General features: G+C 60.8%; 30 protein-coding genes and 1 pseudogene. 16 read left to right on the forward strand and 15 right to left on the reverse strand.

Features of this window, described 5'->3' with window-relative positions; all coding sequences use genetic code 11:
* Window positions 1-151: 151 nt before the first annotated feature.
* The 3 genes from ACSSVC_RS24255 to ACSSVC_RS24265 form a co-directional block, all read right to left on the reverse strand.
* On the reverse strand, window positions 152-634 hold the full coding sequence (locus ACSSVC_RS24255; protein WP_492611560.1) for a DUF4265 domain-containing protein: 483 nt from the start codon (window positions 632-634) through the stop codon (window positions 152-154).
* 85 nt (window positions 635-719) lie between these two features.
* Window positions 720-1,406, reverse strand: coding sequence for a hypothetical protein (locus ACSSVC_RS24260; protein WP_446439710.1), 687 nt, complete (start codon window positions 1,404-1,406; stop codon window positions 720-722).
* A complete protein-coding gene (locus tag ACSSVC_RS24265; protein WP_492611561.1) occupies window positions 1,406-2,374 on the reverse strand; it encodes a hypothetical protein in 969 nt (322 codons plus the stop codon). The genes ACSSVC_RS24260 and ACSSVC_RS24265 overlap by 1 nt, the downstream gene beginning before the upstream one ends.
* Before the next feature lie 350 nt (window positions 2,375-2,724).
* On the opposite strand from ACSSVC_RS24265, the gene ACSSVC_RS24270 reads away from it, so the two are divergent.
* The 4 genes from ACSSVC_RS24270 (at window position 2,725) to ACSSVC_RS24285 (ending at window position 6,908) form a co-directional block, all read left to right on the forward strand.
* The gene (locus ACSSVC_RS24270) at window positions 2,725-3,108 is read left to right on the forward strand and encodes a nucleotide pyrophosphohydrolase (RefSeq protein ID WP_060844083.1); all 384 of its coding nucleotides are present in this window, start codon (window positions 2,725-2,727) and stop codon (window positions 3,106-3,108) included.
* Between the two features lie 24 nt (window positions 3,109-3,132).
* Window positions 3,133-5,007, forward strand: coding sequence for a DNA/RNA helicase domain-containing protein (locus tag ACSSVC_RS24275; RefSeq protein WP_492611562.1), 1,875 nt, complete (start codon window positions 3,133-3,135; stop codon window positions 5,005-5,007).
* A 443-nt stretch (window positions 5,008-5,450) separates the two neighbouring features.
* Complete coding sequence (locus ACSSVC_RS24280; RefSeq protein ID WP_492611563.1) at window positions 5,451-5,834, forward strand: DUF6124 family protein; 384 nt, start codon at window positions 5,451-5,453, stop codon at window positions 5,832-5,834.
* A 306-nt stretch (window positions 5,835-6,140) separates the two neighbouring features.
* The gene (locus ACSSVC_RS24285; RefSeq protein ID WP_173664417.1) at window positions 6,141-6,908 is read left to right on the forward strand and encodes an HNH endonuclease; all 768 of its coding nucleotides are present in this window, start codon (window positions 6,141-6,143) and stop codon (window positions 6,906-6,908) included.
* A 145-nt stretch (window positions 6,909-7,053) separates the two neighbouring features.
* Here ACSSVC_RS24285 and ACSSVC_RS24290 read toward each other — a convergent pair.
* Window positions 7,054-7,589: pseudogene (locus tag ACSSVC_RS24290) on the reverse strand (sulfatase-like hydrolase/transferase); the annotation flags it as partial.
* Window positions 7,590-8,027: 438 nt separating this feature from the next.
* Between ACSSVC_RS24290 and ACSSVC_RS24295 the strand changes: the two are divergent.
* Together ACSSVC_RS24295 and ACSSVC_RS24300 are read left to right on the forward strand one after the other, a co-directional pair.
* Window positions 8,028-8,789 carry an SDR family NAD(P)-dependent oxidoreductase gene (locus ACSSVC_RS24295; RefSeq protein WP_492611564.1) on the forward strand — a complete coding sequence of 254 codons (762 nt, stop codon included), beginning with the start codon at window positions 8,028-8,030 and terminating at the stop codon, window positions 8,787-8,789.
* A 24-nt stretch (window positions 8,790-8,813) separates the two neighbouring features.
* On the forward strand, window positions 8,814-9,413 hold the full coding sequence (locus ACSSVC_RS24300) for a hypothetical protein (protein ID WP_492611565.1): 600 nt from the start codon (window positions 8,814-8,816) through the stop codon (window positions 9,411-9,413).
* A 66-nt stretch (window positions 9,414-9,479) separates the two neighbouring features.
* On the opposite strand, the gene ACSSVC_RS24305 is transcribed toward ACSSVC_RS24300, so the two are convergent.
* From ACSSVC_RS24305 to ACSSVC_RS24350, 10 genes are all read right to left on the reverse strand, one after another.
* Window positions 9,480-10,415, reverse strand: coding sequence for a hypothetical protein (locus tag ACSSVC_RS24305; RefSeq protein ID WP_346635061.1), 936 nt, complete (start codon window positions 10,413-10,415; stop codon window positions 9,480-9,482).
* Window positions 10,416-11,147, reverse strand: a complete 732-nt coding sequence (locus tag ACSSVC_RS24310) for an alanyl-tRNA editing protein (RefSeq protein WP_492611566.1) — start codon at window positions 11,145-11,147, stop codon at window positions 10,416-10,418.
* A gap of 289 nt (window positions 11,148-11,436) precedes the next feature.
* The gene (locus ACSSVC_RS24315) at window positions 11,437-12,210 is read right to left on the reverse strand and encodes a 1,6-dihydroxycyclohexa-2,4-diene-1-carboxylate dehydrogenase (protein WP_492611567.1); all 774 of its coding nucleotides are present in this window, start codon (window positions 12,208-12,210) and stop codon (window positions 11,437-11,439) included.
* 260 nt (window positions 12,211-12,470) lie between these two features.
* Window positions 12,471-13,484, reverse strand: coding sequence for a benzoate 1,2-dioxygenase electron transfer component BenC (benC, locus tag ACSSVC_RS24320; RefSeq protein ID WP_492611568.1), 1,014 nt, complete (start codon window positions 13,482-13,484; stop codon window positions 12,471-12,473).
* Window positions 13,485-13,494: 10 nt separating this feature from the next.
* Window positions 13,495-13,983 (reverse strand): benzoate 1,2-dioxygenase small subunit, encoded by a 489-nt coding sequence (benB, locus tag ACSSVC_RS24325; RefSeq protein ID WP_346635065.1) that lies wholly within the window; start codon window positions 13,981-13,983, stop codon window positions 13,495-13,497.
* On the reverse strand, window positions 13,980-15,344 hold the full coding sequence (gene benA, locus ACSSVC_RS24330) for a benzoate 1,2-dioxygenase large subunit (RefSeq protein WP_492611569.1): 1,365 nt from the start codon (window positions 15,342-15,344) through the stop codon (window positions 13,980-13,982). Before benA ends, benB begins: the two co-directional genes overlap by 4 nt.
* Before the next feature lie 222 nt (window positions 15,345-15,566).
* Window positions 15,567-16,523, reverse strand: coding sequence for an AraC family transcriptional regulator (locus tag ACSSVC_RS24335; RefSeq protein ID WP_492611570.1), 957 nt, complete (start codon window positions 16,521-16,523; stop codon window positions 15,567-15,569).
* 137 nt (window positions 16,524-16,660) lie between these two features.
* Window positions 16,661-17,590: a catechol 1,2-dioxygenase gene (catA, locus tag ACSSVC_RS24340; RefSeq protein WP_346635067.1), complete on the reverse strand. Its 930-nt coding sequence runs from the start codon at window positions 17,588-17,590 to the stop codon at window positions 16,661-16,663.
* A 51-nt stretch (window positions 17,591-17,641) separates the two neighbouring features.
* Window positions 17,642-17,932 (reverse strand): muconolactone Delta-isomerase, encoded by a 291-nt coding sequence (gene catC, locus ACSSVC_RS24345; RefSeq protein WP_011062149.1) that lies wholly within the window; start codon window positions 17,930-17,932, stop codon window positions 17,642-17,644.
* Window positions 17,933-17,942: 10 nt separating this feature from the next.
* The gene (locus ACSSVC_RS24350) at window positions 17,943-19,091 is read right to left on the reverse strand and encodes a muconate cycloisomerase family protein (RefSeq protein WP_492611571.1); all 1,149 of its coding nucleotides are present in this window, start codon (window positions 19,089-19,091) and stop codon (window positions 17,943-17,945) included.
* 125 nt (window positions 19,092-19,216) lie between these two features.
* Between ACSSVC_RS24350 and ACSSVC_RS24355 the strand changes: the two genes are divergently transcribed.
* The 4 genes from ACSSVC_RS24355 (at window position 19,217) to ACSSVC_RS24370 (ending at window position 21,847) form a co-directional block, all read left to right on the forward strand.
* Complete coding sequence (locus ACSSVC_RS24355; RefSeq protein WP_346635069.1) at window positions 19,217-20,125, forward strand: LysR family transcriptional regulator; 909 nt, start codon at window positions 19,217-19,219, stop codon at window positions 20,123-20,125.
* Window positions 20,126-20,227: 102 nt separating this feature from the next.
* A complete protein-coding gene (locus ACSSVC_RS24360; RefSeq protein ID WP_446439727.1) occupies window positions 20,228-20,728 on the forward strand; it encodes an RDD family protein in 501 nt (166 codons plus the stop codon).
* A gap of 36 nt (window positions 20,729-20,764) precedes the next feature.
* The gene (locus tag ACSSVC_RS24365; RefSeq protein ID WP_346635071.1) at window positions 20,765-21,094 is read left to right on the forward strand and encodes a DUF6388 family protein; all 330 of its coding nucleotides are present in this window, start codon (window positions 20,765-20,767) and stop codon (window positions 21,092-21,094) included.
* A gap of 48 nt (window positions 21,095-21,142) precedes the next feature.
* Entirely contained in the window at window positions 21,143-21,847 is a 705-nt protein-coding gene (locus ACSSVC_RS24370) for a YoaK family protein (RefSeq protein WP_492611572.1), read from the forward strand.
* A 15-nt stretch (window positions 21,848-21,862) separates the two neighbouring features.
* Here the strand turns inward: ACSSVC_RS24370 and ACSSVC_RS24375 are convergent, their stop codons facing one another.
* Entirely contained in the window at window positions 21,863-22,612 is a 750-nt protein-coding gene (locus ACSSVC_RS24375; RefSeq protein WP_492611573.1) for an SDR family oxidoreductase, read from the reverse strand.
* Window positions 22,613-22,798: 186 nt separating this feature from the next.
* Here ACSSVC_RS24375 and tusD point away from each other — a divergent pair, with 186 nt between their 5' ends.
* From tusD to ACSSVC_RS24405, 6 genes are all read left to right on the forward strand, one after another.
* Window positions 22,799-23,191, forward strand: coding sequence for a sulfurtransferase complex subunit TusD (tusD, locus tag ACSSVC_RS24380; RefSeq protein WP_446439832.1), 393 nt, complete (start codon window positions 22,799-22,801; stop codon window positions 23,189-23,191).
* 1 nt (window position 23,192) lies between these two features.
* Window positions 23,193-23,555, forward strand: coding sequence for a sulfurtransferase complex subunit TusC (gene tusC, locus ACSSVC_RS24385; RefSeq protein ID WP_492611574.1), 363 nt, complete (start codon window positions 23,193-23,195; stop codon window positions 23,553-23,555).
* Window positions 23,555-23,851 (forward strand): sulfurtransferase complex subunit TusB, encoded by a 297-nt coding sequence (tusB, locus tag ACSSVC_RS24390; RefSeq protein WP_492611575.1) that lies wholly within the window; start codon window positions 23,555-23,557, stop codon window positions 23,849-23,851. The genes tusC and tusB overlap by 1 nt, the downstream gene beginning before the upstream one ends.
* Window positions 23,848-24,183: a TusE/DsrC/DsvC family sulfur relay protein gene (locus ACSSVC_RS24395; protein ID WP_492611576.1), complete on the forward strand. Its 336-nt coding sequence runs from the start codon at window positions 23,848-23,850 to the stop codon at window positions 24,181-24,183. Before tusB ends, ACSSVC_RS24395 begins: the two co-directional genes overlap by 4 nt.
* Window positions 24,180-25,181 (forward strand): glycosyl transferase family protein, encoded by a 1,002-nt coding sequence (locus ACSSVC_RS24400; RefSeq protein ID WP_346635075.1) that lies wholly within the window; start codon window positions 24,180-24,182, stop codon window positions 25,179-25,181. The genes ACSSVC_RS24395 and ACSSVC_RS24400 overlap by 4 nt, the downstream gene beginning before the upstream one ends.
* A gap of 88 nt (window positions 25,182-25,269) precedes the next feature.
* Complete coding sequence (locus ACSSVC_RS24405) at window positions 25,270-26,271, forward strand: glutathione S-transferase family protein (RefSeq protein ID WP_492611577.1); 1,002 nt, start codon at window positions 25,270-25,272, stop codon at window positions 26,269-26,271.
* Window positions 26,272-26,336 lie beyond the last annotated feature (65 nt).

A 26,336-nucleotide genomic window follows, 5' to 3' on the forward strand; every position in this document is an offset into this window, starting at 1 on the left:
CTCAAGACCGCCCTCGCCAGTAGAAAGCACACCCAAATGCAGACCCGCCCCACAGAACGGCCGCTGTAGCACTACCGGGTGCTGACTTGGTCGCTTACTTGGTCGCTACTTGGTCGGTTTGTTTAGTGGCATACCCAGGTCCCGGGGAGGATCACACGCCCAACCACCAGTTCAACAGCGTCTCGTCCTCATCGTCGTCGAGGTTTTTATAGACATTGGCGTAGTACCACTCAATCCCGGTTCTCTCGCGGAAGCGATCGAACACCGCATTGATACGGTCCATGCCATTCCTCGCAGGAACAGCGAATGACAGGTTCCCTTCGAACAGCCCATCCAGGGTTCCGCTCAGTTCACCAGCGACCTCGTTTTCAAGCGCACTGATCACCGTAGGATCAATGTAATCGGCATAGATCTGAATGCAGAAATTCCCACCTCGTTTCAGCACTTGCGCCGGAGCATCGGGATTGCGGATTGAAACGATATCGCCCCGCGCCAGGTTTTGCGCCAGGCCCGGTGAGGACAGTAACTCGTAAATATCCTCATCGATCTGCCGCGCCAGCAGCTCCTCGCGAACGGCGCCGCCGTCATCGGCCATGTACACCTGAATCAGCACAGGGGGTTGCTTGTCATCCATACGGGGCTCCACAACTTCCAGGTTCAACACCAGACTCATCCAATCCACTAGCCGCCAGGTCGCAAAGGGCGCAAACGAACGGGCCTCAAGGCAACGGCGCAAAGCTCCCACCGCCCTCATTCCAGCGAAACCCCGGAAACGTGCAGTCCTTGAAAGCAATCCGCAGTTGCTCCCCCTCACCCCGCAACTGCAAGGTATCCACCCCCTGATTCGGACAGCCCGGTGCCGCGATCGCCAGGCTCACCAGCAACTTGCCGGTGGCCTTGTCCATCACCTCCACCGTCGTGATCCGCCGATCACTGCCCGGCATCGGCACCTGGAAATACCAGCGTTTGGTGGAAGCACTCTGCAACAGCGTGGTGACCGGCTGCGGCCACGAGCGATCCGAATCCACCAAGCCCACCAGCTTCAGCGCAATGGGCAAGGTCTTGCCCGTGCGATAACTGGTCCAGGTGCCGCGCACAAGCTCCTGCTGGCGGGAGTTCATCAAGTCATTGAACTGCAAACGCGCCACCGGCAAGCCCTGCTCGTCCAGCTCATCCATGGCCAGCACCTTGTTGCTGTAGCTGAAGGTCGGCTTGAGGCGAATCGGCGTGCGATAGCGCTGATAGGCATAGGTGCCCTGGTAGACCGCATTCTGGCTACCCAGGGTCAAGACAATCGCCTGCTTGCCCAAGGTCCCCTCATACACCCCGTGTGACGCCTGCGCCGGCAACAGCCACAGCGCCAACACCAGCACCGCCAACCCCCGAGCAAAATCAAACCCGCGCATCAGAAACGCTCCTCGCCCGACGACAGATATTCCAAACGCTCAGGGGTGATCACCCGGTAATAATCCCAACGCCGAGTGCGCTGGTCGTAATTGATAAAGTCCTGCTTGCTGAACTCCATCTGCCCGCTGGGGGAAAAACGCAGATCACCGTCCACCGCGAACTGCTCCAACTGCGGATGACGCCGATAGGTCCGCAGATCCCGGCTGTACAGGTAGTACTGCGTAGGCGAGCACCACACCCGACCATCCGACTCCCCTACGCGATAGCCCTGGACCTGAAAATCCATCCGCGCCTCGGCATGAAAATGCCCGAAGGTCAGCGTCCTGGTGCCTACGGACGACAGACACCACTGCCCGCTAATCTCCTGCACCCGCTTACCGGTGGCCCGGCTGATCACCCGGATACTGTCCACCTGCGCCACCTCCTCCCCGGCCTTGCGCGCGGCATGCACACTGAAATAGAAATCCCGATCGAACACCGGCTGCAGCAACTCCCCCTCAAACGCCTCCCGCTGACTGCCGCCAAAACGCGTCACCCGCTGCAACTGCAACGGCTGCTGCGTGCCCGTGCGCAAATCCACCAGACTGCCCTGCAGCGCCTCTGCCCCCTCGGCGAACGGCTGCAACGACACCGCCGTCGCCGGCAGGGTCGGGTTGTCCATGATGTTGATCAAGAGCGCAGAGCCGGGATGGAAAGGCGTGGATTCCAACGCCATGGGCAGGCGCTCGGACTCGGAAAACCAATAGCCGGACATACCGCCGCCGTATTGGGAGTCGTAGGTGAGCGCCAGTTCAACCGGGGTGTCGCCGAGGATGCCGCGGTAGGTGGTGGTGGGGTTGGCTTGGGCGGTGGGGGTGAGGAGTGCCAGGCCCAACAAGAGTGCTGGAGCCAGGTGGGATAGGAGGTGTTGGAGGTAATGCTGTTTGCCAGCCTTTGTTTGCTTACTGCTGCCAATGGGCTGGGTCATGCCTGCGGTCCTTGCGGTGGGGAAAAGGGGCGCAGGATAGCAAAGGTTAGGACGTCAGCACCGGAGTGGGTTGGTTTTCACGCTGCTAAAACCTTTACAGGTTAGATAGCGCTGTATTCAGACAGCACAATCATTTTTAGCCAACATCCTCTAACAGTACTGTTCAATTTGGTTTTGATTGTTTTAAAAGAAAACGGATGCGTTTTGGACGCGAAATAAGCTCCGAGCCGTAATTCAACGAGTACCGGCAAAAAACCTTACTCAAAAATCGAAATCTCTTACAATCTGCCTTCCCATTTCTGACACAGCTCTCAGTCGCGCCAGCTGTAGTCAAACTACGAGGCAAGATTGTGAGCACTGTAGTTGCCACCACTGAAACACTAATCGACACCCATCGCCTAGCAACTGCTCTACAGCGCTTCGCAGACGATCGCGACTGGCAGCAGTTCCACTCCCCCAAAAACCTGCTCCTAGCCCTCACCGGTGAAACCGGCGAGCTCTGCGAAATTTTCCAGTGGATGAGCGAAGCCGACGCCAAGGACGCAGCCAAGCGTCCAGAAACCGCTCAAGCCGTGAAGGATGAATTGGCCGACGTACTCATGTACCTCGTACGACTAAGCACGGTGCTGGGAGTCGATCTAAACGAGGCGGTGACAAACAAACTCGCGTTGAACGGCCAGAAGTACCCCGTCGACAAAGCCAAAAGCACCAGCAAGAAGTACGACCAACTCTGACCCCTTGGGCTCTAAGGACCACTTGTGATCGTTTACTCGGCGACCAAACAACAATTCCTCGATGTTTGCGACAACAACGATATTGAAGAGGTGATCCTCAAGCACTTTAAAGAAGCCACTGGCAAGAAAGTGGCGGCTTCAGAGATCCGATCTTGGCAGGGATCGCTCACTTACATGGCCAAGGTTCTACGGGATAAGGATCTGCCGGAGGATGCCGGAGTGGCCATTGAGCTACATATTCCGCAATCCATGAAACGCATCGATTTCTTGCTGACAGGCCACGACCAGAACCAGGGTAAAAATGCCGTGTTGGTGGAACTGAAGCAATGGAGCAAAGCCAGCGCCACCAGTAAAGATGCGATCGTAAAAACCGCGCTGGGTGGCAGTCATGTTGAAACCATTCATCCTTCCTATCAGGTGTGGTCTTACGCCACTTTGCTGGAAGGCTTCAATGAAGCCGTTTATGACCAAGGCATCAAAGTCCACCCATGTGCTTACCTGCATAACTATGTCAGCGATGGCGTTATCAACTCGGCTCACTACGACGCGTATACCAGTAAGGCGCCTTTGTTCCTAAAAGGTCCTGACGAGTTAACGAAACTAAGAAGCTTCCTCAAACAGCACATCTATTACGGCGACAACCAAGACGTTCTTTACGAGCTTTCTAGCGGTAAGAGCCGCCCCTCCAAAGCTTTGGCTGAAGCACTCAGTGGGCTAATGGAAGGCAAGCCTGAGTTCGTTCTGATTGATGATCAAAAGACCGTCTTCGAGTCAGTACTTGCGGCAGTCGCAGAGGCCTCTGCTGATGCTCCGAAGGTACTGATCATTGAGGGTGGCCCTGGTACCGGAAAGACCGTAGTGGCCATCAACTTGTTGGTCCAACTCACCGCCTTACGGCTGATGAGCAGGTATGTCTCAAAAAACGCCGCTCCACGTGCTGTATACGAGAAAAAACTGGTCGGCACTATCAAGCCCACCAAGTTCTCCAGTCTTTTCTCCGGCTCGGGGGCCTATACCAATATCAAGCCTGACTTTTACGACGCGCTGATCATTGATGAAGCCCACAGGCTGAATGAGAAAAGCGGCTTTTATGGCAACGAGGGTGAAAACCAGATCAAAGAACTAATTGGGTCCGCCAAATGCTCAGTGTTCTTTATCGACGAGGATCAACGCGTAACCCTTAAGGATATTGGCAGCAAACAAGCAATCCGAGAGTTTGCTAAGGCCCGAGGGGCAACGGTGGAGGAGTACACCTTGTCCTCCCAATTCCGCTGCAGTGGCTCCGATGGTTACTTGGCATGGCTAGATGACGTACTGGGCATTCGCACAACCGCCAACCCAATACTCGATGCCAGTGAATACGAGTTCAAAGTGTTCGACTCACCACAAGCAATGCATGAGGCAATCGAACAAAAGAACCACGGAAACAAGGCGCGTGTCGTCGCAGGTTACTGCTGGCCATGGAGCAGCAAGAAAGACCCTAAAGCCAAAGACATTGAAATCGGTGAACACTACGCCCGCCAATGGAACCTGGATCAAGACGGCAGTCTGTGGATCATCGCGGATAAATCCGTGGATCAGGTCGGCTGTATTCACACCTGCCAAGGGTTAGAGGTGGATTATATCGGTGTGATCATCGGGCCAGATTTGATCGTGCGCGATGGAAAAGTAGTGACATCCCCCAAAGCGCGAGACAAATACGACAAGACAATTCGTGGCTGGAAAAGGCTGATGAAGGAACAACCCGACTTCGCACAGCAAGAGACTGATCTCATCATCAAGAACACCTACCGGACCTTGATGACCCGAGGAATGAAGGGCTGCTACTTGTACTGTACTGACCCAGAAACGGCGCAATATTTTGCCAACCGACTGGCAGAAGGCGAGTCAGCTTTGTAGGTGTCATTAGTCACGTTTCCTCTAACAGTGATGGCGTACTCAATCCTGCCATCACTGGACGGCTAACGAAGACTAACCACCTTCATCTCTACCCTTCAGGTGCCATATTCCCTACTCAGTTCACAACTCCTTGTAAGGCTAGTCCCTTTCTATTGAGCGACTTTTCCTAGAGAATCCAACCCGCTTGCGCCTGATACTTCGGCTGGCTAGGCTCGGTTCATCACTGCATATCAGTGATCGGGTTTAGCAGCTCGAATCATCACATTGGGCGCATCGACGTCACCTATTGCCAGAGTTTTTCTTCTGCTTTTTATGGTGGCTGTGCGCAGGGCACCTTCGGGTGCGCCGGTTTCCAATGTGACCGGTCTGCTAACCTGCGTACAGCTGCCACTCCTTCGTTTAGCAGCGATAGCTGGCAGCTCCATTCACATTGGAGATGCACCATGAAAAAGCTCGTTCCCGATCCGCCCATGTCCTTACCTGGACAATTCAGAACCCCCGAACACGATATCGACACCCAGCGAATTCGCTTGGCCTTGGCCGCGCATAGCGCCGAAACCTCAATCCTGAATAGTCTGAAAGACACCGTACCTACGTCCGTAGGTCATCAATCCATGTTCAGTGTCCGTCCCGGTATCAATGCCGAAGAAGCGTTGGTGCATGTGTCGTTGCTGCTGGACTGTGCGGTACAGGTCAGCGATGAAATCACCGAACGCGCCAGCGGTGTGGAGCGTGGTTTGATTTGGTCAATGATTCATTCGGTGGAGATGGCTAGAGCAGTGGTGGATTCGTTGCTGGATGCCAATAGACCGGCGCAGCCTCGGTAATCGATTAGATACGCAGAAATCCGAAAAATATGGAAACGGGGTGAAGGATGGTTTGCCCCGTTTCTGTTAGGCCGCTTTCGCTGGCAAGCCAGCTCCTACAGATGCTGTAGCCCTTCGATATTGCTTAAGCTCTCTCACTGCCCAGCCACGGCCATAGACACGTGGTGAGAGGCAACGCGTCCCTTCCCTGCTCGTCCCGTTTCCTACTCACAAGTGAACTCCCAAACCTGTTGGGAAAAGAATATCCTTACGGCCTCTTACGCTGTTTCGTACAGCGAATCGGGAAACCTACGGATAGCCCCCCGCATGACCTCTGCACCTATCAGCAATCAATCCAACCCTGCTTGGAGCCGCGACGAGCTCGTTCTTGCCCTGAACTTGTATCTCCTTCACCGCAACGGTTTACCCGGTGTCAATCATCCGGATGTTTTGGCGTTATCGCAGGCTCTCAATCTCATCGGTAATGCCACCGGGGTGAGCAAGAATCAAAGCTTTCGCAATGCCAACGGTGTGTGTATGAAGCTCAACAACTTCCGGCGTTGGGACCCGAGCTACACCAATAACGGTCGTACGGGGCTCGCGAAAGGCAATAAGGATGAGCAGTTAGTGTGGCTGGAATTTGCCAATGACCCGGAGCGTCTTGCTGAGGTTGTGGCGGCGATCAATGCCAATGTTCAGACGATTCCAGCTAGCCCTATCGATTTAAGTGCAGCAGATGACCCGGGCTTCTTCGAGGCAGAGGAAGGCAAAGTGCTCACTCGGGTGCATCGGGTACGGGAAAGAGACAAGAAAATCGTTAAGCGCAAAAAGGAAGAGGCGCTGAAGCAACATGGAGCGCTGCAGTGTGAAGCTTGTGGTTTTAACTTCAGCCAAACCTATGGTGCAGATGTGGAGGGGGTGATTGACGTACACCACACTAAACCTCTGCACACGCTCCAGCCGGGTGACAAAACTAAGCTCGCTGATTTGGCGTTGTTGTGTGCCAATTGCCATCGGGTGGTGCATTCGCAACGTAAGTGGCTGAGTGTGGCTGAAGTGAAGGAGCGGTATCAGGCCAATCTGAAGCAAACGTAAAGGTGATGTTGTGACTCCCTGGTTTAGGGAGTCAGAGTGGCTGGTTGGAAGGTTTGGTGGCGATCTTGCGGCCGCCTTCGCTGGCAAGCCAGCTCCTACACGGGCCGGCGTCAACCGATGACTGTGCGGTGTCAGCGAACATTCCATAGAACATCAACCGCGCTCCCTCATGCATCCCCGCGTCAACTCCAGCAACCGTTCAAACTCCTGCGGATGCTCCTGCGCCACATCCTCACGCGGGGTATTCGACGCCAAATCATGCAAAGTCGCGCCACTGCCGTCGTGCTGCATCTGCAACAAAAAGTCCTTGGTCACGCCGCCAATCACTGGAAAGGTCCCTTCCCTTAATACCAGCGGCACCACGCGCTCGCCTTCCGGCGGGGGTTGTTGAATGTCCCGCCCCATGGCGCCATTGGTGAAGGGCATGCCGGCCACGGTGGGCAGCAGGTCTGCCAGGCCGACGGCTTCTTCGATCACTCTGGGCTGCAACATCCCCGGGGCATGGATCAGCAGCGGTACGTTGTTGCTTTCCAGCCCTAGCTGTTCAAACGCGGGGGCCATGTGGGGGATCTGGCTGATGCGGGTATTGTGGTCGCCGAAGAACACGAAAATCGTGTTGTCGTAGTAGCCGCCCGCTTTGGCGATGTCCATCAGGCGGCCGATGTTGAAGTCCAGCAGGCGTTGCCGCCGATCAGGTTGAGCTTGTGGTAGTCGATATTGCTTAAGCACTCTCGATGATCTGCCACTCCCGTGGCCGCGTAGTGGGAGCATCCCCTCTCTCCCCTACTCGCCCCCTTTCCTACTCACTACTGAACTCCCAAACTAGTTGGGAAAAGAATATCCTTACGGCCTCTTACGCTGTTTCGAACAGCGAATCGGGAAACCTACGGATAGCTCCCGCATGCCCCCTGCACCTACCCGCAATCAATCCAACCCTGCTTGCAGCCGCGACGAACTCGTTCTGGCCCTGAACCTGTATCTCCTTCACCGCAACGGTTTACCCGGTAAGCGCCAACCTGATTTGAAGATGGATACCTGCCCATCGTGACCGCCTGACGCCAACGTTGCTCGCTTGGTGCTCCGGTGCTGGCTTTCCAGCAACCCATTAGAGAAATCCATATGAACCCCAATCCGACAATCGATAACGTATTACGCGTCGCCTTGGTTACAGGATCCACTTCCGGTATCGGCGCAGCCATTGCACGTGTGCTAAGCCAGGCAGGCTATGCGGTGGTGCTCCATTCGCGAAATTCTGCGGATACGGGACGCGCTATGGCTGCCGAAATGCAGCAGGCGATTTACGTGCAGGCTGATCTTGCTGTCGAAGCTGACAGGGTCAGGCTGATTAACGAGGCGATCGCCGCGTGGGGGCAGCTCGACGTATTGGTCAATAACGCCGGTATTAGCAAAGTTATTCCTCACGGCGACCTTGCCTCGGCCAACTCGACGGTGTGGCACGAACTTAACGAGGTGAATGTCGTGGCGCCGTTCCATCTCGTCACTTTGGCCGAGTCGGCATTGCGCAATGCCGCCCGTTACCGTCGAGCAGGTTGCGTCGTGAATATCAGTTCCCATGCCGGTATCCGTCCTAAGGGCGCATCGATTCCCTATGCGGTCAGTAAAGCCGCGCTTAATCACATGACCCGCTTGCTCGCGTTATCCCTGGGGCCAGATATTCGCGTAAACGCTGTGGCGCCTGGCTTGGTCGACACGCCTATGACCGCAGAGTGGACGGGGGCCCAAGAGCTATGGCGAACTCGCGCCCCTATGCGCAGGGCCGCTAGCCCAGACGACATCGCAAAAGCTGTTGTAATGCTGGTCGAGTCGGACTACTTGACCGGCGAGATACTCCTCTCAGACGGCGGGTTGAATCTGACCTAGGTTTAGCGTGCTCCGGTGTAGCGGATGAGTACCGGCAAGCCGGCTCCTACACATGAAATGACAATCAGGGAGACACCCATGGCCATGCCGGAACGGCTGAAACCAACACCCGCGACGCCAAAAATACGGGCGTTGATGAAGGCCTTGCTCAAGCAGATCCTCGATCAGATCTGGGCCAACCAGGAACGGGAAAGCCCCGAGATCAGTGCGCTGATCGAGCAGTGGAACAGCCACGCCGGCCGACCTTTCGAATTCCACGAATTTCGCGATATGCACAGCCATACCAGCGCGGCGAACTTTCTGCGCACGGCCTTTCATCAGCAGCGCTACGTTGACGACCTGAGCTTCGACGAGGCGTGCGCCGTGGCAGATTTCATTTGCCAGTGCGAGGGCACGGAATCTGATACGGACTACGCCCTGGGCCTGCTGGAAACCAACTTCCCCGAGGCCAATGCCTCGGACCTGATCTTCTGGCCCAACGCGTGGTTCGACGATGAAGGTCTGTTGCATATCGAGCTGAGCTCGGCGCAGGTCATTGGTTATCTGATGGCGAGGTCTTCGCGGCCTTTGCGGGACGCGCCGCCTATCACCCTGCCCTATGCCATTCCCCAGAACAGGTCATAGCGCCGCCGAGGTCGTCTCCACCCGGTGCTCGGCTGTGGCCATTGGCTGCAGCGGCCTTAGTCTGTTTTATCCCCGGCTCTTTTTCTTCGATCGCCCCGCGCGCCCGTCGTACTCCGGGCGGCCCGACACCACCAGCCCGAAGAAGTAGGGATCAGCCCCTGGGTCTTCCAGCTGTCCGGCGGATTTGTTGTGCACTTCTATCACTGAAAAAAGATCGACAAGACGGTCCTGGATCTCTTCGATTTCCGCCGCTTTGAGCGTGACCATCGCGCTGTATTTGAATGATCCGGATACGTTGAAATATTCGCTCTGCTCGGGCTTGGTCAATGATCGGTCGATCTCATGACGCAGGAACCGGTCCTTGAGCGCCAGGGCCTCTGCGGTTCTTGGCATTCTCAAGGTGGGGGCATGGCGCACGAAGGGTGACTGCGGGGTGCTGCGCTCTTTGGCCACAAGGCTCAGGAAGGCTTCGGTGCGCGCGTCGTAGGCCAGGCCGAGCTGCTGGCACACCGCCTGGATTTCGGCCACCGAGGCGCTGTCCACCATGTACAGATAGGTCATCAACGGCAGCAGTTCGAAGTGTTCCTTGAAGGCTGCAATGATCTCTTCGGTGACGATGAACTCACGTTCGTAGCGGCTCAGGCTCAAGGCGCGACGCAGTAGCTTGGAGTCGTGCTCGCGCACCTCAAGCATGGCGGAAAGATCCTTGACCTCCACCCCTTTGCCAAACAGCATTTCATGCACGGGGGCCGGCAACAAATCACGAAAGTAATGCCAGTAGTAATCGAAACTCGACTTGCTGGAGGGGGCGATGCCCAGGTTGTCATGCAGCTCGACGGCCGAGTCGAGACTCAGGTGCTTGCGCCCTGCCTCGACGTCTCGGTAGTGGTTGGCGGAAAACGGAATGTTCACGCTGTCCAGGAAGGTTGAAATCTTCAGGTGGCCGCTTTCGAGGCGCAACTGGGTGAGAAACGCGCCAAAGGCCTGCTGGTTCTCCGACATTTATTCAGCCCCTGCAGCAAGCGTGACAGCGACCCGGGTGGTGTTTTTCCTGATTTTCATGCTGGCAGTGACGGCCCCTATCTCTCGCGTATTGCCGACATGCACGCCGCCACAGGGGATCGACCACTCGCCGCATTGCCACCAGCGATAGCCTGGACCTTTGCCGGTATCGGCCTGGGTTCTGACGGCATGACCGGCCGCGCAAAAGCGATTCAGCTCTTGCGTGGCGCGCTCCAGGCTCTGCTCATCGAACTCGCCCATGAACTCATAGTGGTTTTCCCCGCCCTGGTCATTCAACGGCGAGCGAACCGGGTGTGGAATCGAGCGCCCCAGCGTCTGCTCCAGCAGGCAGTGCATCAGGTGCATGGCCGAATGAATGCGCATCTGCTGATAGCGCAGGGACCAATCCAGGGTCGCCGTCACCCCCTGCCCCGGCACAAGTGATTGCAGCTGGCCGAACCCGGCGTCATCCAGCTTCAGGTAATGCCTGATCTCGTCGTCCTTCCTTTTGGTGGTGGTGATCTCGATCACCTGCGGCACATCACCGGCCCCGGGTTCGCTGAGGGTCAGCTGCCCCCGATCTCCCAGTTGGCCGCCGCCCTGGGGATAGAACACCGTCTCGCTCAATAGAGCGAAGGGCGCACCCGAATCGTCCCGTTCAAGCCGGTGGATCTGGCATTGCACGGTTTGCAGGTAGGGTTGCTGGTGAAACAAAGGAAGGGTTGGGTTCATGTGTGCCTCGCGTCCTTGAGCATTCACGGCCGGCCGGGGATTCCCATGAATAGCCGTTGCCTGTGCGATGTATTAAGAACCATCTGCCGACAAAAATTCAACCCATGGATTAATAATAAATCCATAGGATTAATTTACAGCACGCACGATCCCCAACCTACCCCTCGTGCGAAAGCCAATCCAATACGTTTTTACCGTAGGAGCCGGCTTGCCGGCGAAGGCGATCTCGCGGACGCATTCGCCGGTAAGCCGGTTCCTACAGGTCGGTTATTCAGCAGGAGGTTGCCCCTCAGCCCTGGTCGCCACCGCCCACCGGCAGCACCGTGCCGGTGATATAGGAAGCTTCGGCGGAGGCCAGAAACAGGATGGCTGAGGCTTGTTCGTCGACGTTGCCGTAGCGTTTCATCAGGCTGCTGTCGAGGGTCTGATCGACGATCTGCTGGTACCAGACTTGCTCCTCGGGGCTTTGTTCAGCGCTGTTGCGCGGAATGCGCCGCGGCGGGGCTTCGGTGCCGCCGGGGGCGGTGGCGTTGACCCGCACGCCACGACCGGCGGTTTCAAAGGCCAGGCACGCAGTGAGTGCGTTGATGCCGCCCTTGGCCGCGCCGTAAGGCACGCGATTGAGGCTGCGGGTGGCGATGGACGAGACGTTGACGATGGCGCCGCTGCCCTGCTCCAGCATCTGCGGCAAGGCGGCGTGGCAGCACCACAGGGTGGGGAACAATGAGCGGCGGACTTCGGCTTCGATTTGTGCCGGTTCGTAGTGCTCAAAAGGCTTGGCCCAAATGGTGCCGCCGACGTTGTTGATGAGGATGTCGAGGCGGCCGAAGTGGGCGATGGCCGCCGCCATGATCCGGCTGCATTCGCGGTACTGCTCCAGGTCGGCGGTGAGGGCCAGGACCGGGAACCGGGGGCTGAGTTCGGCGGCCAGCTCGAAGATCAGTTCGGAGCGGTCCACCAGCACCACCCGGGCGCCCTCTGCGGCCAGGCGTTCGGCAACGCGACGGCCAATGCCTTGGGCGGCACCGGTGACCAGGGCGACTTGGTTGTGGAAACGGTTCATGGAAACCTCATGAGTGCAAAAATATGGAGAGGACCTTGCCGTGCGTGACTCCGTAGGAGCCAGCTTGCCGGCGAAGAGGCCTTTGACCCTTGCAGCGTTCTTGGGGACGCCTTCGCTGGCAAGCCAGCTCCTACAACGTTATGCCTGGCCGTGCTGGGTTCAGTAGGAGCCGGCTTGCCGGCGAAGAGGCCCTTGAGCCTTGCAGCGCCCTTATGGACGCCTTCGCTGGCAAGCCAGCTCCTACAGCGGTGAGGCGCTCTTCAGGCAGCGCTGGCGGCGAACTTCTCGTAGTAGAAATTCGCCGGGGCGATGCCCTGTTCGCGGATGTACTGGCTCACCGCTTCGACCATCGGCGGCGGTCCGCACAGGTAGACGTCCACATCGCCCTGGTTGAGGTGCGCCGGTTCAATGTGCTGGGTCACGTAGCCCTTGCGCGGGTACTGGCTCTCGGGGTTGGCCACGCAGGCGCTGAAGCTGAACTGGGGGATGCGCGCGGCAAAGCCTTCCAGGCGCTCCAGTTCCACCAGGTCGAAATCGTTGGTCACGCCATAGATCAAATGCAGCGGATGTTCGCTGCCCTGCTCGGCGATCTTCTCCAGCATCGCGGTGAACGGCGCCAGCCCGGTGCCGCCGGCCAGCAACAGCAAGGGCCGGCGAATATCCCGCAAGTAAAAGCTGCCCAGGGGCCCGGCCAGGCTCATGCTGTCGCCGGCTTTGGCGAGACGGGTGAGGAAGCTGCTCATCAGGCCACCGGGCACGTTGCGAATCAGGAAACTGACCTCGCCATCACGCTGCAAGGAGCTGAAGGAATAGGCCCGGGTCTGCTCACTGCCGGGTACGCCGAGGTTGACGTATTGCCCCGGCAGGAACGCCAGCTGGCTCAGGGCTTCGCCTTTGATCGACAGGGCGATGGTGCTGGCGGACAGCTGGCGCACGGCGCTGATACTGGCCTGGAAAGTACCCTGCCCGGCGCGACAGACCTGGGACGAGGCCGGTACCCGCACCACGCAATCGCCGAGGGCGCGCATCTGGCAGGTGAGGACAAAACCCTGCTCGACCTCAGCAGCGCTCAGGGCGTCTTCGATGTAGTCCTCCCCCAGCTCGTAGCGCCCCGCGTCGGCAACGCACTTGCAGGTGCCGCAGGCGCCGTCCCGGCAGTCCAGGGGGATGTTGATGCCCTGGCGGTAGGCCGCGTCGGCCACGGTTTCGCCCGGGTTGGCGTTGACGAAACGGGTCACGCCGTCTTCGAAATTGAGTGCGATTTGATGGCTCATGGCAGTCGCCTCAGAGGTGGTAGATATCAACGACCTGGCGAACGTAGTCGTTCTTCAGGATGACTTTCTTGGCCAGAATCCGCGGGTTCTCGCCCCGCAGGTCGAGGGTGTAGAAGCTGCAGCCGAAGTAGCTGTCCACGGTCTTGTAGCGAAAGCTCAGGGTGTGCCAGTTGAAGCGCAGCTTGCAGAAGCCGTCGCCGTGCTCCAGCAGCTCGATATTGCTCAGGTTGTGGGAGGTGCGGGTGTCGGGAATGCTGGCGCTGGAGCGCTCGGTCTTGATGCGGAACACCCGGTCTTCCAGGCCGCTGCGGTTGCCGTACCAGATCAGCGAGATTTCCCGCTGCGGGTCTTCGGTCAACTGGTCGCTGTCGTCCCAGGAGGGCATCCAGAAGGTCGCGTCCGGGGCATAGAGTTCCAGCCAGCTGTCCCACTCCTTGTCGTCCAGGTAGCGGGCTTCGCGGTACAGAAAATCCCGCACGGCATCGTAGGAAATGTTCATTGCACGGCCTCCACTGCGATCTGGCGTGAGGCTTCACGCTCCAGGGCCGCGAGCAGGGTTTGCTGCCAATACTTGTGCTGCATCACGAACAGGCCTTCGTCCTCGGTGCGCACGCCGCTGAGGAGCGGCTGCAGGTCGATTTCTTTCGCTGCGGCGTCCGCCCCCTGGACCCAGTGTTCGGCGCCGCGGGACATGTCGTTCCAGGCCGTGGTGCTGCCCTGATAGCCGAGCTGGCAGGAACGGAACTCCTCCAGGTCGTCCGGGGTGGCCATGCCGCTGACGTTGAAGAAGTCTTCGTACTGGCGGATGCGCCGGGCCCGGGCTTCGTCGCTCTCGCCCTTGGGCGCAATGCAGTAGATGGTGATTTCGGTGCGGTCCACGGAGATCGGCCGGGCAATGCGGATCTGCGAGCTGAACTGGTCCATCAGGTAGACGTTGGGGTACAGGCACAGGTTGCGTGAGTTTTCGATCATCCAGTCGGCGCGGGCCTGGCCGAAGTCCCGGGACAGCTCATCGCGACGCTCGTACAGCGGGCGGTCCTCGGGGTTGGACCAGCGGGTCCAGAGCAGCATGTGGCCCTTGTCGAAGGAGTAGAAACCACCGCCCTGCTTGGCCCAGGTGCCAGCGCTCATGGTGCGGATGTCTGCCCCGGCCTCGCGCTGCTTGCGCTGGTTCTGGGTGGCGGCGTAGTTCCAGTGCACCGAGCTGACGTGGTAGCCGTCGGCGCCGTTCTCGGCGGTGAGCTTCCAGTTGCCTTCGTAGATGTAGCTCGACGAGCCGCGCAGCACTTCCAGGCCGTCGGCGGACTGGTCGACGATCATGTCGATGATCTTCGCCGACTCCCCCAGGTGCTCGGTCAGAGGCAGCACGTCGGGGTTGAGGCTACCGAACAGAAAGCCGCGGTAGGACTCGAAGCGCGCGACGCGGGTCAGGTCGTGGGAGCCTTCGCAGTTGAAGCTGGCCGGGTAGCCGGCGGCGGTCGGGTCCTTGACCTTGAGCAGCTTGCCGGCGTTGTTGAAGGTCCAGCCGTGGAACGGGCAGGTGAAGGACGCTTTGTTGCCGGTCTTGTGCCGGCAGAGCATGGCGCCGCGATGGCTGCAGGCGTTGATGAAGGCGTTGAGTTCGCCGTTCTTGTGGCGGGCAATGAAGATCGATTGCCGGCCCATGGTGGTGCTGTAGTAGTCGTTGGGGTTGGGGATCTGGCTTTCGTGGGCCAGGTACAGCCAGTTGCCTTCGAAGATGTGCTGCATCTCCAGGTCGAACAGCCGGGGGTCGGTGAACATCTCCCGCTTGCAGCGGTAGACGCCCTGGTCGGGGTCTTCTTCAAGCAGGGAATGCAGGTATTCGGGTCGCAGGGACATGGCCGCCGCCTCCATTGTTTTTATTCAGGCAGGGCCATGCTAGGACGGGGGTTGGCGGGGCAATAGCCGATGCGTGCAGACCTGTATCCGTATTCTGCAAAAGCGCCGACGGCGAGTTGTGTGGGAGCCGGCTTGCCGGCGAAGAGGCCCTTGGACGGGGCGCTGGGCCTGCCGGCCCTTTCGCTGGCAAGCCAGCTCCTACAAGAGGCCGATGCCTGAGGATCAGTGTCGACGCTTGAGGGTGTCGGAGGGCAGTTCGCCGTATTGCTGGCGGTAGCTTTGGGCGAAACGGCCCAGGTGCAAGAAGCCATAATCCAGGGCCAGTTCGGTGACGTTGCGCACCGGGCTTTGCGGGTCGCTGAGGCAGGCGTGCACCCGTTGCAGTTTCTTCTGGCGGATGTAGTACTTCGGCGTGGTGCGGGCGTTGCGTTCAAACAGGCCGTACAGCGAACGCAGGCTCATGCGCGCCTGTTGCGCCAGTTCTTCGCAGCCGATGTCGTGCCTGAGGTTGCGGTCGATGTAGTCGGCAATCCGTTCGAAGGTCGCCGCCGAGGCGCCCAGGGTGCCGCGCTGGACGTTGGTCTGCATCAGGCCCAGCAGTTTGCCCACCAGGATCTGTGCGTAGTGCTCCTGGACCTTGGGCATGGTCTCCAGGGCTTCGGCTTCCTGGCACAACAGGCTGAGCAAGGGCACGAAGCCTTCCAGTTCCTGCAATTGGTAGCGCTGGCGCAGAAAGCGCACGCCCTGCCCTGGGTACTGCCAGCGCTGTTCCTGGCAGGCATTTTCCAACAGGCGGGTGGGAATCTTGATGATGAATTTTTCGCAGTCGTCGGAATAGGTCAGGTCCACCGGATCGTCCGGGTTGATCAGCAGCAGCTCCCCCGGGGCGAAGGCGTGTTCCTGGCCCGCGCCGCGCCACCGGCAGTGGCCCCGCAGCAGCACTTGCAGGTGGTAGATGCTTTCCAGGGCCGGCGAGGTGACGCGCACGCTGCCGCCGTAGCTGAGGCTGCACAAGTCCAGGCTGGCCAGGGCTCGGTGGTTGAGGCTGGCCTGGGGTTGGCCCGCCCGGGGCAGACGGATGCAGTGGCTGCCCACGTGCTGATTGACGTAACCGGACACGGCATAGGGATCGGCTTGAACAAACACGCGGCTGCGCTCACTCAACAGATGCATTTGCATGATCGGGTCACTCTGATGGTTCTTATCAGGTCTGCGTTTCAGGCACGCAACGCAGTCTCGTCAGGCCAGGCATAACGGCAAAAGCCACGGGGCACCTGGGTCGGTGCTCCGTGGCCGGGTCAAGCCTGGTCGGCGCTTCAGTCCTCCAGGGCGCGAACCCGTTCGTGGCGCTGCTGTTCTTGCGGCTGGGCCGACGACTGCAAAGTGAAGTCGAACTCGATCTCGGCAAAGCGCCCGCTGACGCCCAGGGCCTTGGCCCGGGCCTGGTCTTCGCTGAAGGTGATCTGGGCGATCAGCTCGTCGCGGGTGGCGTAGGCGAAGTCGTCGTGCAGGTACTGATCACCATCCAGGTTGATCTGGGTGGTCAGGTGGCGATGGTCATCGGCCGAGATGAAGAAGTGGATGTGCGCCGGGCGCTGGCCGTGGCGTCCCAGTTGGTCCAGCAGTTGCTGGGTCGGGCCATCCGGTGGGCAGCCGTAGCCGGACGGCACGATGCTGCGAAAGCGGTAGCGACCCTCGGCGTCGGTGACGATGCGCCGGCGCAGGTTGAACTCCGACTGGCTGCCGTCGAAGTAGGAATAGGTGCCGCCGGTGTTGGCGTGCCAGACATCGACGATGGCGCCGGCCAGGGGTTCGCCGGCGGTGTTGGTCACCCGGCCCTGCATGAACAGCACCACGCCCGGATCGACGCCGTCATCCAGGCGCGCTTCACCCTGGCTCAGGGGCGCGCCAGCCACGTACAGCGGGCCTTCGATGGTGCGCGGGGTGCCGCCGGTCTTGCCGGCCTGCTCGTCGGCGGCGTCCATCAGCAGGTCCAGGTAGTGCTCCAGGCCCAGGCCCGCGGCCAGCAGCCCGGCTTCCTGGCGGGCACCGAGGACGTTGAGGTAGTTGACGGCCTTCCAGAACTCTTCCGGGGTCACGTCCAGGTCTTCGATGATGTTCACCGAGTCCCGCAGGATGCGGTAGATGATGGCCTTGGCCCGGGGGTTGCCGCCCTCGGTGAACTGACCGCTGGCTTCTTCAAGAAACTGTTGGGCACTGGCAGTGTGGGAAATTCTGACGTTCATGATTAATCCTCATCTTGTATTTATTAGAGTGGTGAATGGGCTGGCCCGGGCTCAGCGGTCATCCTCATGAATGGAAGAAGGATGCCTGCACATCGCATCAACTTCGATGGCCATGTACGGGTACAGCGGCAATTGCATCAGGGTGTCGTGCAGTTCCTGCACGCTGTCGACGTCGAACACGCTGTAGTTGGCGTACAGCCCGGCGATGCGCCACAGGTGGCGCCACTTGCCTTCGGCCTGCAGGCGCTGGGCCAGGGCCTTTTCATCGGCTTTAAGTTGCGCGGCGCGCTCGGGGTTCATGTCGACCGGCAGGTTCACGGTCATTTTCACGTGGAATAGCATGCAGCCCTCCTCAGGTGTGATGCAGCACGGGGGTGGTTTTGTCGCGACGGAAGAACGCCAGGCGCTCTTCGTCCAGGCTCAGGCCGAGGCCCGGCGCCCGTGAGACATGCAGGTGGAAATCCCGGTACACCGGCGCCTCGGCGAGGATGTCCTCGGTCAGCAGCAGCGGGCCGAACAGCTCGGTGTCCCAGCTCAGTTTGTTCAGGGTCAGGAAGGCGTGGGCTGAGGCCAGGGTGCCGATGCCGCCTTCGAGCATGGTGCCGCCGTACAGGCCGATGCCCGCCGCTTCGGCAATTGCCGCGGTGCGCAGGGTGGCGCGGGGTCCGCCGTTCTTGGCGATCTTCAGGGCGAACACCGAGGCCGCGCCTTCGCGGGCCAGGTTGAAGGCGTCTTCCACGCATTCGATGGATTCGTCGGCCATGATCGGCGCCGGGCTGCTGGCATTCAGGCGCACCATGCCGGCGCGGTTGTTACGCGAAATCGGTTGCTCGATCAGGTCGATGCCGTTGCCGCCGAGGATGCGGCAGGCGCGCAGGGCCACGGCTTCGTCCCAGGCCTGGTTGACGTCGACCCGCACGCTGGCGCGCTCCCCCAGGGCCTTCTTGATGGCGATCACATGGGCCAGGTCGCGGTCCACTTCACCGGCACCGATCTTCAGCTTGAAGATGCGGTGGCGGCGCAGGTCGAGCATCTTTTCGGCTTCGGCGATGTCCTTGGCGGTGTCGCCGCTGGCCAGGGTCCAGGCCACGGGCAGGGCATCGCGCACCCGGCCGCCCAGCAGTTCGCTGACCGGCAGCCCGAGGCGCTTGCCCTGGGCGTCGAGCAAGGCGCTTTCGATCCCGGACTTGGCGAAGGTGTTGCCGCGGATGCTCTGCTCCAGGCGCAGCATGGCGGCATTGATGTTGCTGGCGTCCTGGCCGATCAGCAGCGGGCTGAAGAAGCGGTCGATGTTGGTCTTGATGCTGTCCGGGCTTTCATTGCCATAGGCCAGGCCACCGATGGTGGTGGATTCCCCCAGGCCTTCGAAGCCGTCGGCGCAGCGCAGGCGGATCAGTACCAGGGTCTGGTTCTGCATGGTGTGCATGGCCAGTTTGTGGGGGCGAATGGTCGGCAGATCGACGATGATCGTTTCGATCGATTCAATGGCAGAAGCGTGCATGTCCATACCCGTCAGGTTCTTGAAGTTCTGCGCTCGATTCTGTCCCGGCTTTTTCCGGGGTTCCAATATAGAATTGGTCTGGCTTGATACCTATAAGGTATGCACATCATCACAGGGGAGCTGTCATGGAGCTGCGTCATCTGCGCTACTTCCAGGTGCTGGGGGAAACCCTCAATTTCACCCGCGCCGCCGAGCGCCTGCACATCGCCCAGCCGCCCTTGAGCCGGCAGATCCAGCAGTTGGAGGACGAGCTGGGAGTGCTGTTGCTGGAACGTGGCCGACCGCTGCGCCTGACCGCCGCCGGGCGGTTTTTCTACGAGCACTCCAATCGGGTACTGGAGCAGTTGGGCAAGGTCTGCGACAACACCCGGCGCATTGGCCTGGGGCACAAGACCTGGCTGGGCATCGGCTTTGCCCCTTCGACCCTGTACGGCGTGCTGCCGCAACTGATCCGCCGCCTGCGCAGCAACGAGACCCTGGAGCTGGAGCTGGGCCTGTCGGAAATGACCACCCTGCAACAGGTGGAAGCCTTGAAGGCCGGGCGCATCGACATCGGCTTCGGGCGTATCCACATCGACGACCCGGCCATCGTGCAGAAGGTCCTGACCGAGGACCGGCTGGTGGTCGCCCTGCCCGCCGGCCACCCCTTGCTGGGACAAGAGGTGAGCCTTGAGCAACTGGCCAGCGAGCCCTTCGTGCTCTATCCGGCCAACCCGCGCCCGAGTTACGCCGATCACGTGATCGCACTGTTCAGCGCCCGCGGCCTGAACCTGAAGATCGCCCAATGGACCAATGAACTGCAGACCGCCATCGGCCTGGTGGGCGCCGGGATCGGCATCACCCTGGTGCCGGCCTCGGTGCAGGTGCTGCATCGCGACGACATCGGTTTTTGCCCGCTACAGGAACCCGAGGCCACCTCGCCGATCATCCTCAGCCGCCGGGTCGGCGAGCCCTCACCGGGGCTCACCCACTGCCTGCACCTGATCGCCCAGCTACGGGCCGAGATCGGTCGCGAACAGCCCGTGGTCAGCTGACTCGGCGCGGGTGTGGTAGGCCCCGGCCAAAACCACTGCTACACCCCGCCCTGCGGGGATTACACTGCGCCCGATGTGATGGAAAAAACTTTGGAATCGACCATGGAAGTCTCAAGAACCCAACTGATCCTGCGCCGTGCCGCCGCCTTCATGCTCGACCAGGTGCTGGCGCTGGCGGTGTATTTGCTCCTGTCGCTGAGCCTGCACGGGGTGCTGGCGTTGCAGCCAGTCAGACGCTTGCTCGACCTCGAGCAACAGACGGGGCTGGAGCCCTACCTCCATTCAATGCTGTTCATGCTGATCTGGCCCTTGTACTTCGTGGCCTGGGAGTATTTTTTCAAGGGCCGCACGCCCGGCAAGTGCGCCCTGGGCCTGGTGGTGATCAACGCCGCCGGGACGCCGCCGACGCTGATCCAGGTACTGATCAGAAGCGCCACCCGCTATCTGGAGGCCGCTTTCGCCTTTGTCCCGCTGATGGCCTGCGCGGAATCAAGCCGCTGCCAGCGAATAGGCGATATGCTCGCCCGCACCTACGTGATCCCGCACAAGGATCTGCAGCAGATACGCAGTGAAATGCCAGAACATCCCCTGTCCCAGGCTTGATGCCTGAAGACTGCCCGTTCCCCTCAAGGAGCCCCGATGCCCGCCAATGCCCTGCACCACGAAATAGCCTTGGAAAGATTTCTCGCCGCCCGCCCCGAACTGCGCGAAGCCCTGGACAAGCTCAATCCGCTGGAGGCCCAGGTCAAGGGCGAGACGCCCGAGCAGTACCGCAACGAACGCCTGCATGAAGCCTTTGAAGCCGAAGCCGAGCGCCTGGGGCTGTTCGCCTGGGAGCTGAGCCTGCAACTGACCGCCGCCAGCCCCGAAGAATTCCACGCCCAGCGCCTTGAAGTGCACAGGGAAGTGGCGCAAATGGCCGGCTTGCCCTGGGATGAATATTGCGCCCTGCATCCTCTCGATCCATAGCCTTGATCCGCACGCGTCCCTCGCAGTCCCTGTTCAGGAGAACCGACGATGTTGCCTTCGACTTCCACGCAATCGGCCAGCGCCGCCCTGCAGCACACGCAGAAATGGCGCGGGCGGGTCGGCCTAGGGCTGGTGGCCTGCCTTTCGGTGCTGGCTGGCATGACCGACGCCATCGGCTTCATGGCCACCGGGGATTTCGTGTCCTTCATGAGTGGCAACACCACCCGCATGGCAGTGGCCATCAGCGATGGCGAGCTGGGCCTGGTGCTGCGCCTGCTGCTACTGCTGGCGACCTTTATCGTCGGTAACGCCCTGGGCGTGGTGGTCAGCCGCCTGGCCGGGCACCGCGCCCTGCCCTTGCTGCTGAGCATTGGCGCATTGCTCTGCGCGTCCGCCGCCTGGCCTTTCGAGCAGCAACTGCCGGCCCTGCTGGCGGCCATTATTGCCATGGGCATGCTCAATGCGGCAGTGGAGGAAGTGAACGGCCTGCCCATCGGCCTGACCTACGTCACCGGTGCTCTGTCGCGCTTTGGCCGTGGGCTGGGGCGCTGGATGCTCGGTGATCGGCGCAATGGCTGGCGGGTGCAACTGGTGCCCTGGAGCGGGATGTTCGCCGGGGCGGTACTGGGGGCGATTCTGGAACAGCACCTGGGGCTCAAGGCGCTGTATGTCAGCGGGTTGTTTGCAGCCCTGCTGGGCATCGCGTCATTGAAGATCCCGCGACGCTGGCAACTGGGCTACAAGAACCGCTGACATCAGGCCCGGCGATCAGCTGAACAGACCGCCGCTGTCGGTATCGATGACGATGGATGACAAGCTGATATGCCGCGGTCGGGTCAGGGCAAAGACCACCGCTTCCACCACGTCACGGTTGGTGCCCTGCTCCCCCTTCTGCCGCGCCGGGATCTGTTGCCAGGCGTCGTCCAGCGGCGAGATATCTTCCAGGTACGGTGGATGCACGCACAACGAACGCACCGGCGTGCCCTTGAGCATTTGCCGCAGGCCGTCGGCCAGGGCCAGTTGCCCGTGCTTGGCCGCGTAGAACGGCAGCGACACGCTGTGCAGTGGTGCATTGGGCAAGCCACTGATGGAACCGATGGTGACGATGTCCGGACGCTTGGAGGCCTTGAGCGCCGGCAGCAGGCCCTGGGTCAGGAGGAAGGTGCCCGTCAGGGCCGCATCGATCACGCCCGTGACCTCGGCAGCGCTGTGGGGCTGCTCGCTGGCCTCCAGCCACATGGCGCCGTTGTTGATCAGGATATCCACCTGGGGATGGCGCACATGGATCTCCGCCAGGGCGGCCTTGACGCTGTCGCTGTTGGCCAGGTCCACCACTACGTGATCGGCGGGGCTGCCGGTGCGCGCTTCGATGGCCGCGCTGACTTGCGCCAGGGCCACGGGGTTGCGCCCACAGAGAATCAACTTGCAGCCCTGGTCCGCCAGACTGATGGCCAGCGCCGCTCCCAGACCGCGACCGGCACCGGTGATCACCACCACCGCCGAATTCAAATCCATCATCCCTTGCTCCTTGTCCCAGGTTGAATGAAGGCGCGAGTCTATCCCTCGCCCCGGGGTTTGGGGCCTGGCAAAGCTTTACCCGATATGTCCTGAGCTCCCGGAGCCAGAGCCTTCGGGGCGAAAGGGGTTTAGCCGATCCACGGAGAAAGCTTTATCATGGCCGCAGTTTTATCCATCGAGTCCGTCATGAAGTTCGCCATCGCCCTGTTCTCCGCCGCTCACGCGCCTTCCTCGCGCCGCGCCCTGCTGTTCGCCCAGGCGGCGCTGGCGGGCGGGCATGAGATTGTCCGGCTGTTTTTTTACCAGGACGGCGTCTACAACGCTGCCAACAGCATCGTCACGCCCCAGGATGAGCAGAACCTGCCCCAGGAATGGCGCGACTTTGTCGGCCAGCATCAGTTGGATGCTGTGGTGTGCATCGCCGCGGCCCTGCGTCGGGGTGTGTTGAATGCCGACGAAGCCCAGCGCTATCAGCGCACGGCGGTGAGCGTCGAAGCCCCCTGGGAGCTGTCGGGGCTCGGGCAATTGCATGACGCGGTACAGGCCGCCGACCGCCTGATCTGTTTTGGAGGGGCGTGAGATGGCCAAATCCCTGTTGCTGATCAGCCGTCAGGCGCCCTGGTCCGGCCCCGGTGCCCGGGAGGCCCTGGATATCGTCCTGGCCGGCGGCGCCTTCGACCTGCCCATCGGCCTGCTGTTTCTCGACGATGGCGTGCTGCAACTGGCGCCCGGGCAACAGGCTTCATTGCTGCGGCAGAAGGACTTGAGCGCCAACCTGCAGGCGTTGTCGCTGTTCGGCGTCGACGAGCTGTTTGCCTGCAGTGCCAGCATCGCTGCTCGCGGCCTCGACCCGGCGGCTTTGAGCCTTGACGCTGTACAGCTGCTCAACGCCCCGGAACTGGCCGGGATCATCGACCGTTTTGACCAGGTGATTACCCTCTGATGTCGACCTTGCATGTGTTGTCCCACTCGCCCTTCACCGACACCCGCCTGAGCAGTTGCCTGCGTCTGCTGGGCAGCGCCGATGGCCTGCTGCTGTGCGGCGACGCCGTCTATGCCTTGCAGCCGGGTACGACGCTTTACGGCGAACTGGGCGCCCGTAGCGGCCTGAATCTGTATGTGCTGGAAGAGGACTTGCAAGCCCGGGGCCTGACCCTGCCGGCCTGGGCCCGCGCAGTGGATTACCCGGGCTTCGTCGAGCTGTCGATCGAGCATGACAAGGTCAACACCTGGCTATGAGTACCCTGACTGTGGGCGCTCGCGCCATCGAACTGGACAAGGACGGTTACCTGGTCAACCTCGACGACTGGTCCGCCGACGTGGCGCAGGCCCTGGCCGCCAATGAAGAACTTGAACTGAGCCCGGAGCATTGGGAAATCCTCAAACTGCTGCAGGGCTTCTATAGAGAGTTCCAGCTGTCCCCGGCCACCCGCCCGCTGATCAAGTACACCGCCCTCAAGCTGGGCCCGGACAAGGGCAACAGCCTGCACCTGAACCGACTGTTCAAAGGCACTCCCGCCAAACTTGCCGCCAAGCTGGCGGGCCTGCCGAAGCCGACCAATTGCCTATGAACGATTTCGCCCCCCTGCTCACCCAGACCCCGCAAGAGCACCCGTTTGCCCAGTTCGTGCGCATCCTCGGCAAGGGCAAGCGCGGCGCCCGCAACCTGACCCGGGAAGAAGCCCGGGAAGCCATGGGCATGCTGTTAGACGGCAAGGTCGAGGACACCCAGCTCGGCGCCTTCCTCATGCTGCTGCGGCACAAGGAAGAAAGCCCGGAAGAACTGGCGGGCTTCACCGAAGCCTTGCGCGAGCGCCTGAATGCCCCGGCGATCCAGCTGGACCTCGACTGGCCGACCTACGCCGGCAAGAAGCGCCACCTGCCCTGGTACCTGCTGGCGGCCAAGTGCCTGGCACAGAACGGCGTGCGCATCCTGCTGCACGGCGGTGGCGCCCATACGGCCGGGCGCCTGTACACCGAGCAGTTGCTGGAGCCCCTGGGGATTCCCCTGTGCCGTGACTGGCCATCGGTCGCCAAGGCACTGGATCAGGGCAACCTGGCCTTCATGCCGCTAGGCGACTGGGCGCCACAGCTGCAACGGATGATCGACCTGCGCAACATCCTCGGCCTACGCTCACCGATTCACTCCCTGGCGCGCATTCTCAACCCCCTGGGCGCCCGTTGCGGCCTGCAGAGCATCTTCCACCCTGGCTATCAGGCGGTGCACCGCGATGCCAGCGGCCTGCTGGGGGACAACGTCATCGTGATCAAGGGCGATGGCGGCGAGATCGAGATCAACCCGGACACCACCAGCCATCTGTACGGCAGTACGGGCGGCGTCAGTTGGGACGAGGAATGGCCGGCACTGTCGGCGCAACGCCATGTGAAACCGGCCAGCCTGGAACCCGAGCACCTCAAGGCGCTGTGGCGTGGCGAGGTGGAGGACAGCTACCCGCAGTTGGCCCTGTTGGCCACTATGGCTCTGGCCTTGCGTGGCCTGGGCATGCCTCGGGAGCAGGCCTTCGAGCGCGCCCAACACTACTGGGACGCCCGGGACAGATCGATTTAATCGATCCTGACTGCCCAAGTTTTGCGCTTTTTGTTCGAACCCAGCGCAATAGACTGCACTCCAACGCAAAATGGCTGAGGAGCATTTCATGGGTCTGCTGATCGAAGGGCGCTGGCATGACCAGTGGTACGAAAGCGGCAAGGACGGCGCCTTCCAACGGGAACAGGCGCAACGTCGCCACTGGGTCACCGCCGACGGCAGTCCGGGGCCCAGCGGCGAAGGCGGCTTTGCCGCCGAGGCCGGGCGCTACCACCTTTATGTATCGTTGGCCTGCCCCTGGGCCCACCGCACGCTGATCTTGCGCAAGCTCAAGGGCCTGGAACAGTTGATCGACGTCTCGGTGGTCAGCTGGCTGATGCGCGAGAACGGCTGGACCTTCGACAGCGCCTTCGGCTCCAGCGGTGATGCCCTGGACCCCTTCGACTTCATGCACCAGCGCTACACCGCCGACAGTGCCCACTACACCGGTCGGGTTACCGTGCCGGTGCTCTGGGACAAGCAGCAACAGCGCATCGTCAGCAATGAGTCGGCAGAAATCATCCGCATGTTCAACAGTGCCTTTGATGACTTGACCGGCAATGAGCTGGATTTTTATCCGCAGCCTTTGCGCGCACGCATCGACGAACTCAACGCACGCATCTATCCAGCGCTGAACAATGGCGTGTATCGCGCCGGGTTTGCCACGTCACAACAGGCCTATGAGTCGGCGTTCGATGATGTCTTTGCCGAGCTGGACGCTTTGGAAGCGTTGCTGGGTAAACAGCGCTACTTGGTCGGCGAGTACCTGACCGAAGCCGATGTGCGGCTGTTCACCACGCTGATCCGCTTCGATGCGGTGTACTACAGCCACTTCAAGTGCAACCTGCGACGGATTGCCGATTACCCGAACCTGTCGAACTGGCTGCGGGAGCTGTATCAGTGGCCGGGGATTGCCGAGACCGTGGATTTTGCCCATATCAAGGGGCACTACTACGCCAGCCATAGCACCATCAATCCAACGGGGATTGTGCCGAAGGGGCCGTTGCAGGACTTCAGCCGCGCACATGATCGGCAACGGTTGAGTGGGCAAGGGGTTTGGTGCAGGGGTTGAGGACGCTTTCGCTGGCAAGCCAGCTCCCACAGCGATCCTGTAGGAGCCGGCTTGCCGGCGAAGCT

The organism is Pseudomonas sp. E1BtOHC1 (genome assembly GCF_058744285.1).

Excerpts from the sequence above, each read along its gene's own strand:
- ACSSVC_RS24255 (WP_492611560.1), bottom strand. The coding sequence starts at position 634 with ATGGATGACAAGCAACCCCCTGTGCTGATTCAGGTGTACATGGCCGAT.
- ACSSVC_RS24260 (WP_446439710.1), bottom strand. The coding sequence starts at position 1,406 with ATGCGCGGGTTTGATTTTGCTCGGGGGTTGGCGGTGCTGGTGTTGGCG.
- ACSSVC_RS24265 (WP_492611561.1), bottom strand. The coding sequence starts at position 2,374 with ATGACCCAGCCCATTGGCAGCAGTAAGCAAACAAAGGCTGGCAAACAG.
- ACSSVC_RS24280 (WP_492611563.1), top strand. The coding sequence starts at position 5,451 with ATGAAAAAGCTCGTTCCCGATCCGCCCATGTCCTTACCTGGACAATTC.
- ACSSVC_RS24285 (WP_173664417.1), top strand. The coding sequence starts at position 6,141 with ATGACCTCTGCACCTATCAGCAATCAATCCAACCCTGCTTGGAGCCGC.
- ACSSVC_RS24295 (WP_492611564.1), top strand. The coding sequence starts at position 8,028 with ATGAACCCCAATCCGACAATCGATAACGTATTACGCGTCGCCTTGGTT.
- ACSSVC_RS24300 (WP_492611565.1), top strand. The coding sequence starts at position 8,814 with ATGAGTACCGGCAAGCCGGCTCCTACACATGAAATGACAATCAGGGAG.
- ACSSVC_RS24305 (WP_346635061.1), bottom strand. The coding sequence starts at position 10,415 with ATGTCGGAGAACCAGCAGGCCTTTGGCGCGTTTCTCACCCAGTTGCGC.
- ACSSVC_RS24310 (WP_492611566.1), bottom strand. The coding sequence starts at position 11,147 with ATGAACCCAACCCTTCCTTTGTTTCACCAGCAACCCTACCTGCAAACC.
- ACSSVC_RS24315 (WP_492611567.1), bottom strand. The coding sequence starts at position 12,210 with ATGAACCGTTTCCACAACCAAGTCGCCCTGGTCACCGGTGCCGCCCAA.
- benC (WP_492611568.1), bottom strand. The coding sequence starts at position 13,484 with ATGAGCCATCAAATCGCACTCAATTTCGAAGACGGCGTGACCCGTTTC.
- benB (WP_346635065.1), bottom strand. The coding sequence starts at position 13,983 with ATGAACATTTCCTACGATGCCGTGCGGGATTTTCTGTACCGCGAAGCC.
- benA (WP_492611569.1), bottom strand. The coding sequence starts at position 15,344 with ATGTCCCTGCGACCCGAATACCTGCATTCCCTGCTTGAAGAAGACCCC.
- ACSSVC_RS24335 (WP_492611570.1), bottom strand. The coding sequence starts at position 16,523 with ATGCAAATGCATCTGTTGAGTGAGCGCAGCCGCGTGTTTGTTCAAGCC.
- catA (WP_346635067.1), bottom strand. The coding sequence starts at position 17,590 with ATGAACGTCAGAATTTCCCACACTGCCAGTGCCCAACAGTTTCTTGAA.
- catC (WP_011062149.1), bottom strand. The coding sequence starts at position 17,932 with ATGCTATTCCACGTGAAAATGACCGTGAACCTGCCGGTCGACATGAAC.
- ACSSVC_RS24350 (WP_492611571.1), bottom strand. The coding sequence starts at position 19,091 with ATGCACGCTTCTGCCATTGAATCGATCGAAACGATCATCGTCGATCTG.
- ACSSVC_RS24355 (WP_346635069.1), top strand. The coding sequence starts at position 19,217 with ATGGAGCTGCGTCATCTGCGCTACTTCCAGGTGCTGGGGGAAACCCTC.
- ACSSVC_RS24360 (WP_446439727.1), top strand. The coding sequence starts at position 20,228 with ATGGAAGTCTCAAGAACCCAACTGATCCTGCGCCGTGCCGCCGCCTTC.
- ACSSVC_RS24365 (WP_346635071.1), top strand. The coding sequence starts at position 20,765 with ATGCCCGCCAATGCCCTGCACCACGAAATAGCCTTGGAAAGATTTCTC.
- ACSSVC_RS24370 (WP_492611572.1), top strand. The coding sequence starts at position 21,143 with ATGTTGCCTTCGACTTCCACGCAATCGGCCAGCGCCGCCCTGCAGCAC.
- ACSSVC_RS24375 (WP_492611573.1), bottom strand. The coding sequence starts at position 22,612 with ATGATGGATTTGAATTCGGCGGTGGTGGTGATCACCGGTGCCGGTCGC.
- tusD (WP_446439832.1), top strand. The coding sequence starts at position 22,799 with ATGAAGTTCGCCATCGCCCTGTTCTCCGCCGCTCACGCGCCTTCCTCG.
- tusC (WP_492611574.1), top strand. The coding sequence starts at position 23,193 with ATGGCCAAATCCCTGTTGCTGATCAGCCGTCAGGCGCCCTGGTCCGGC.
- tusB (WP_492611575.1), top strand. The coding sequence starts at position 23,555 with ATGTCGACCTTGCATGTGTTGTCCCACTCGCCCTTCACCGACACCCGC.
- ACSSVC_RS24395 (WP_492611576.1), top strand. The coding sequence starts at position 23,848 with ATGAGTACCCTGACTGTGGGCGCTCGCGCCATCGAACTGGACAAGGAC.
- ACSSVC_RS24400 (WP_346635075.1), top strand. The coding sequence starts at position 24,180 with ATGAACGATTTCGCCCCCCTGCTCACCCAGACCCCGCAAGAGCACCCG.
- ACSSVC_RS24405 (WP_492611577.1), top strand. The coding sequence starts at position 25,270 with ATGGGTCTGCTGATCGAAGGGCGCTGGCATGACCAGTGGTACGAAAGC.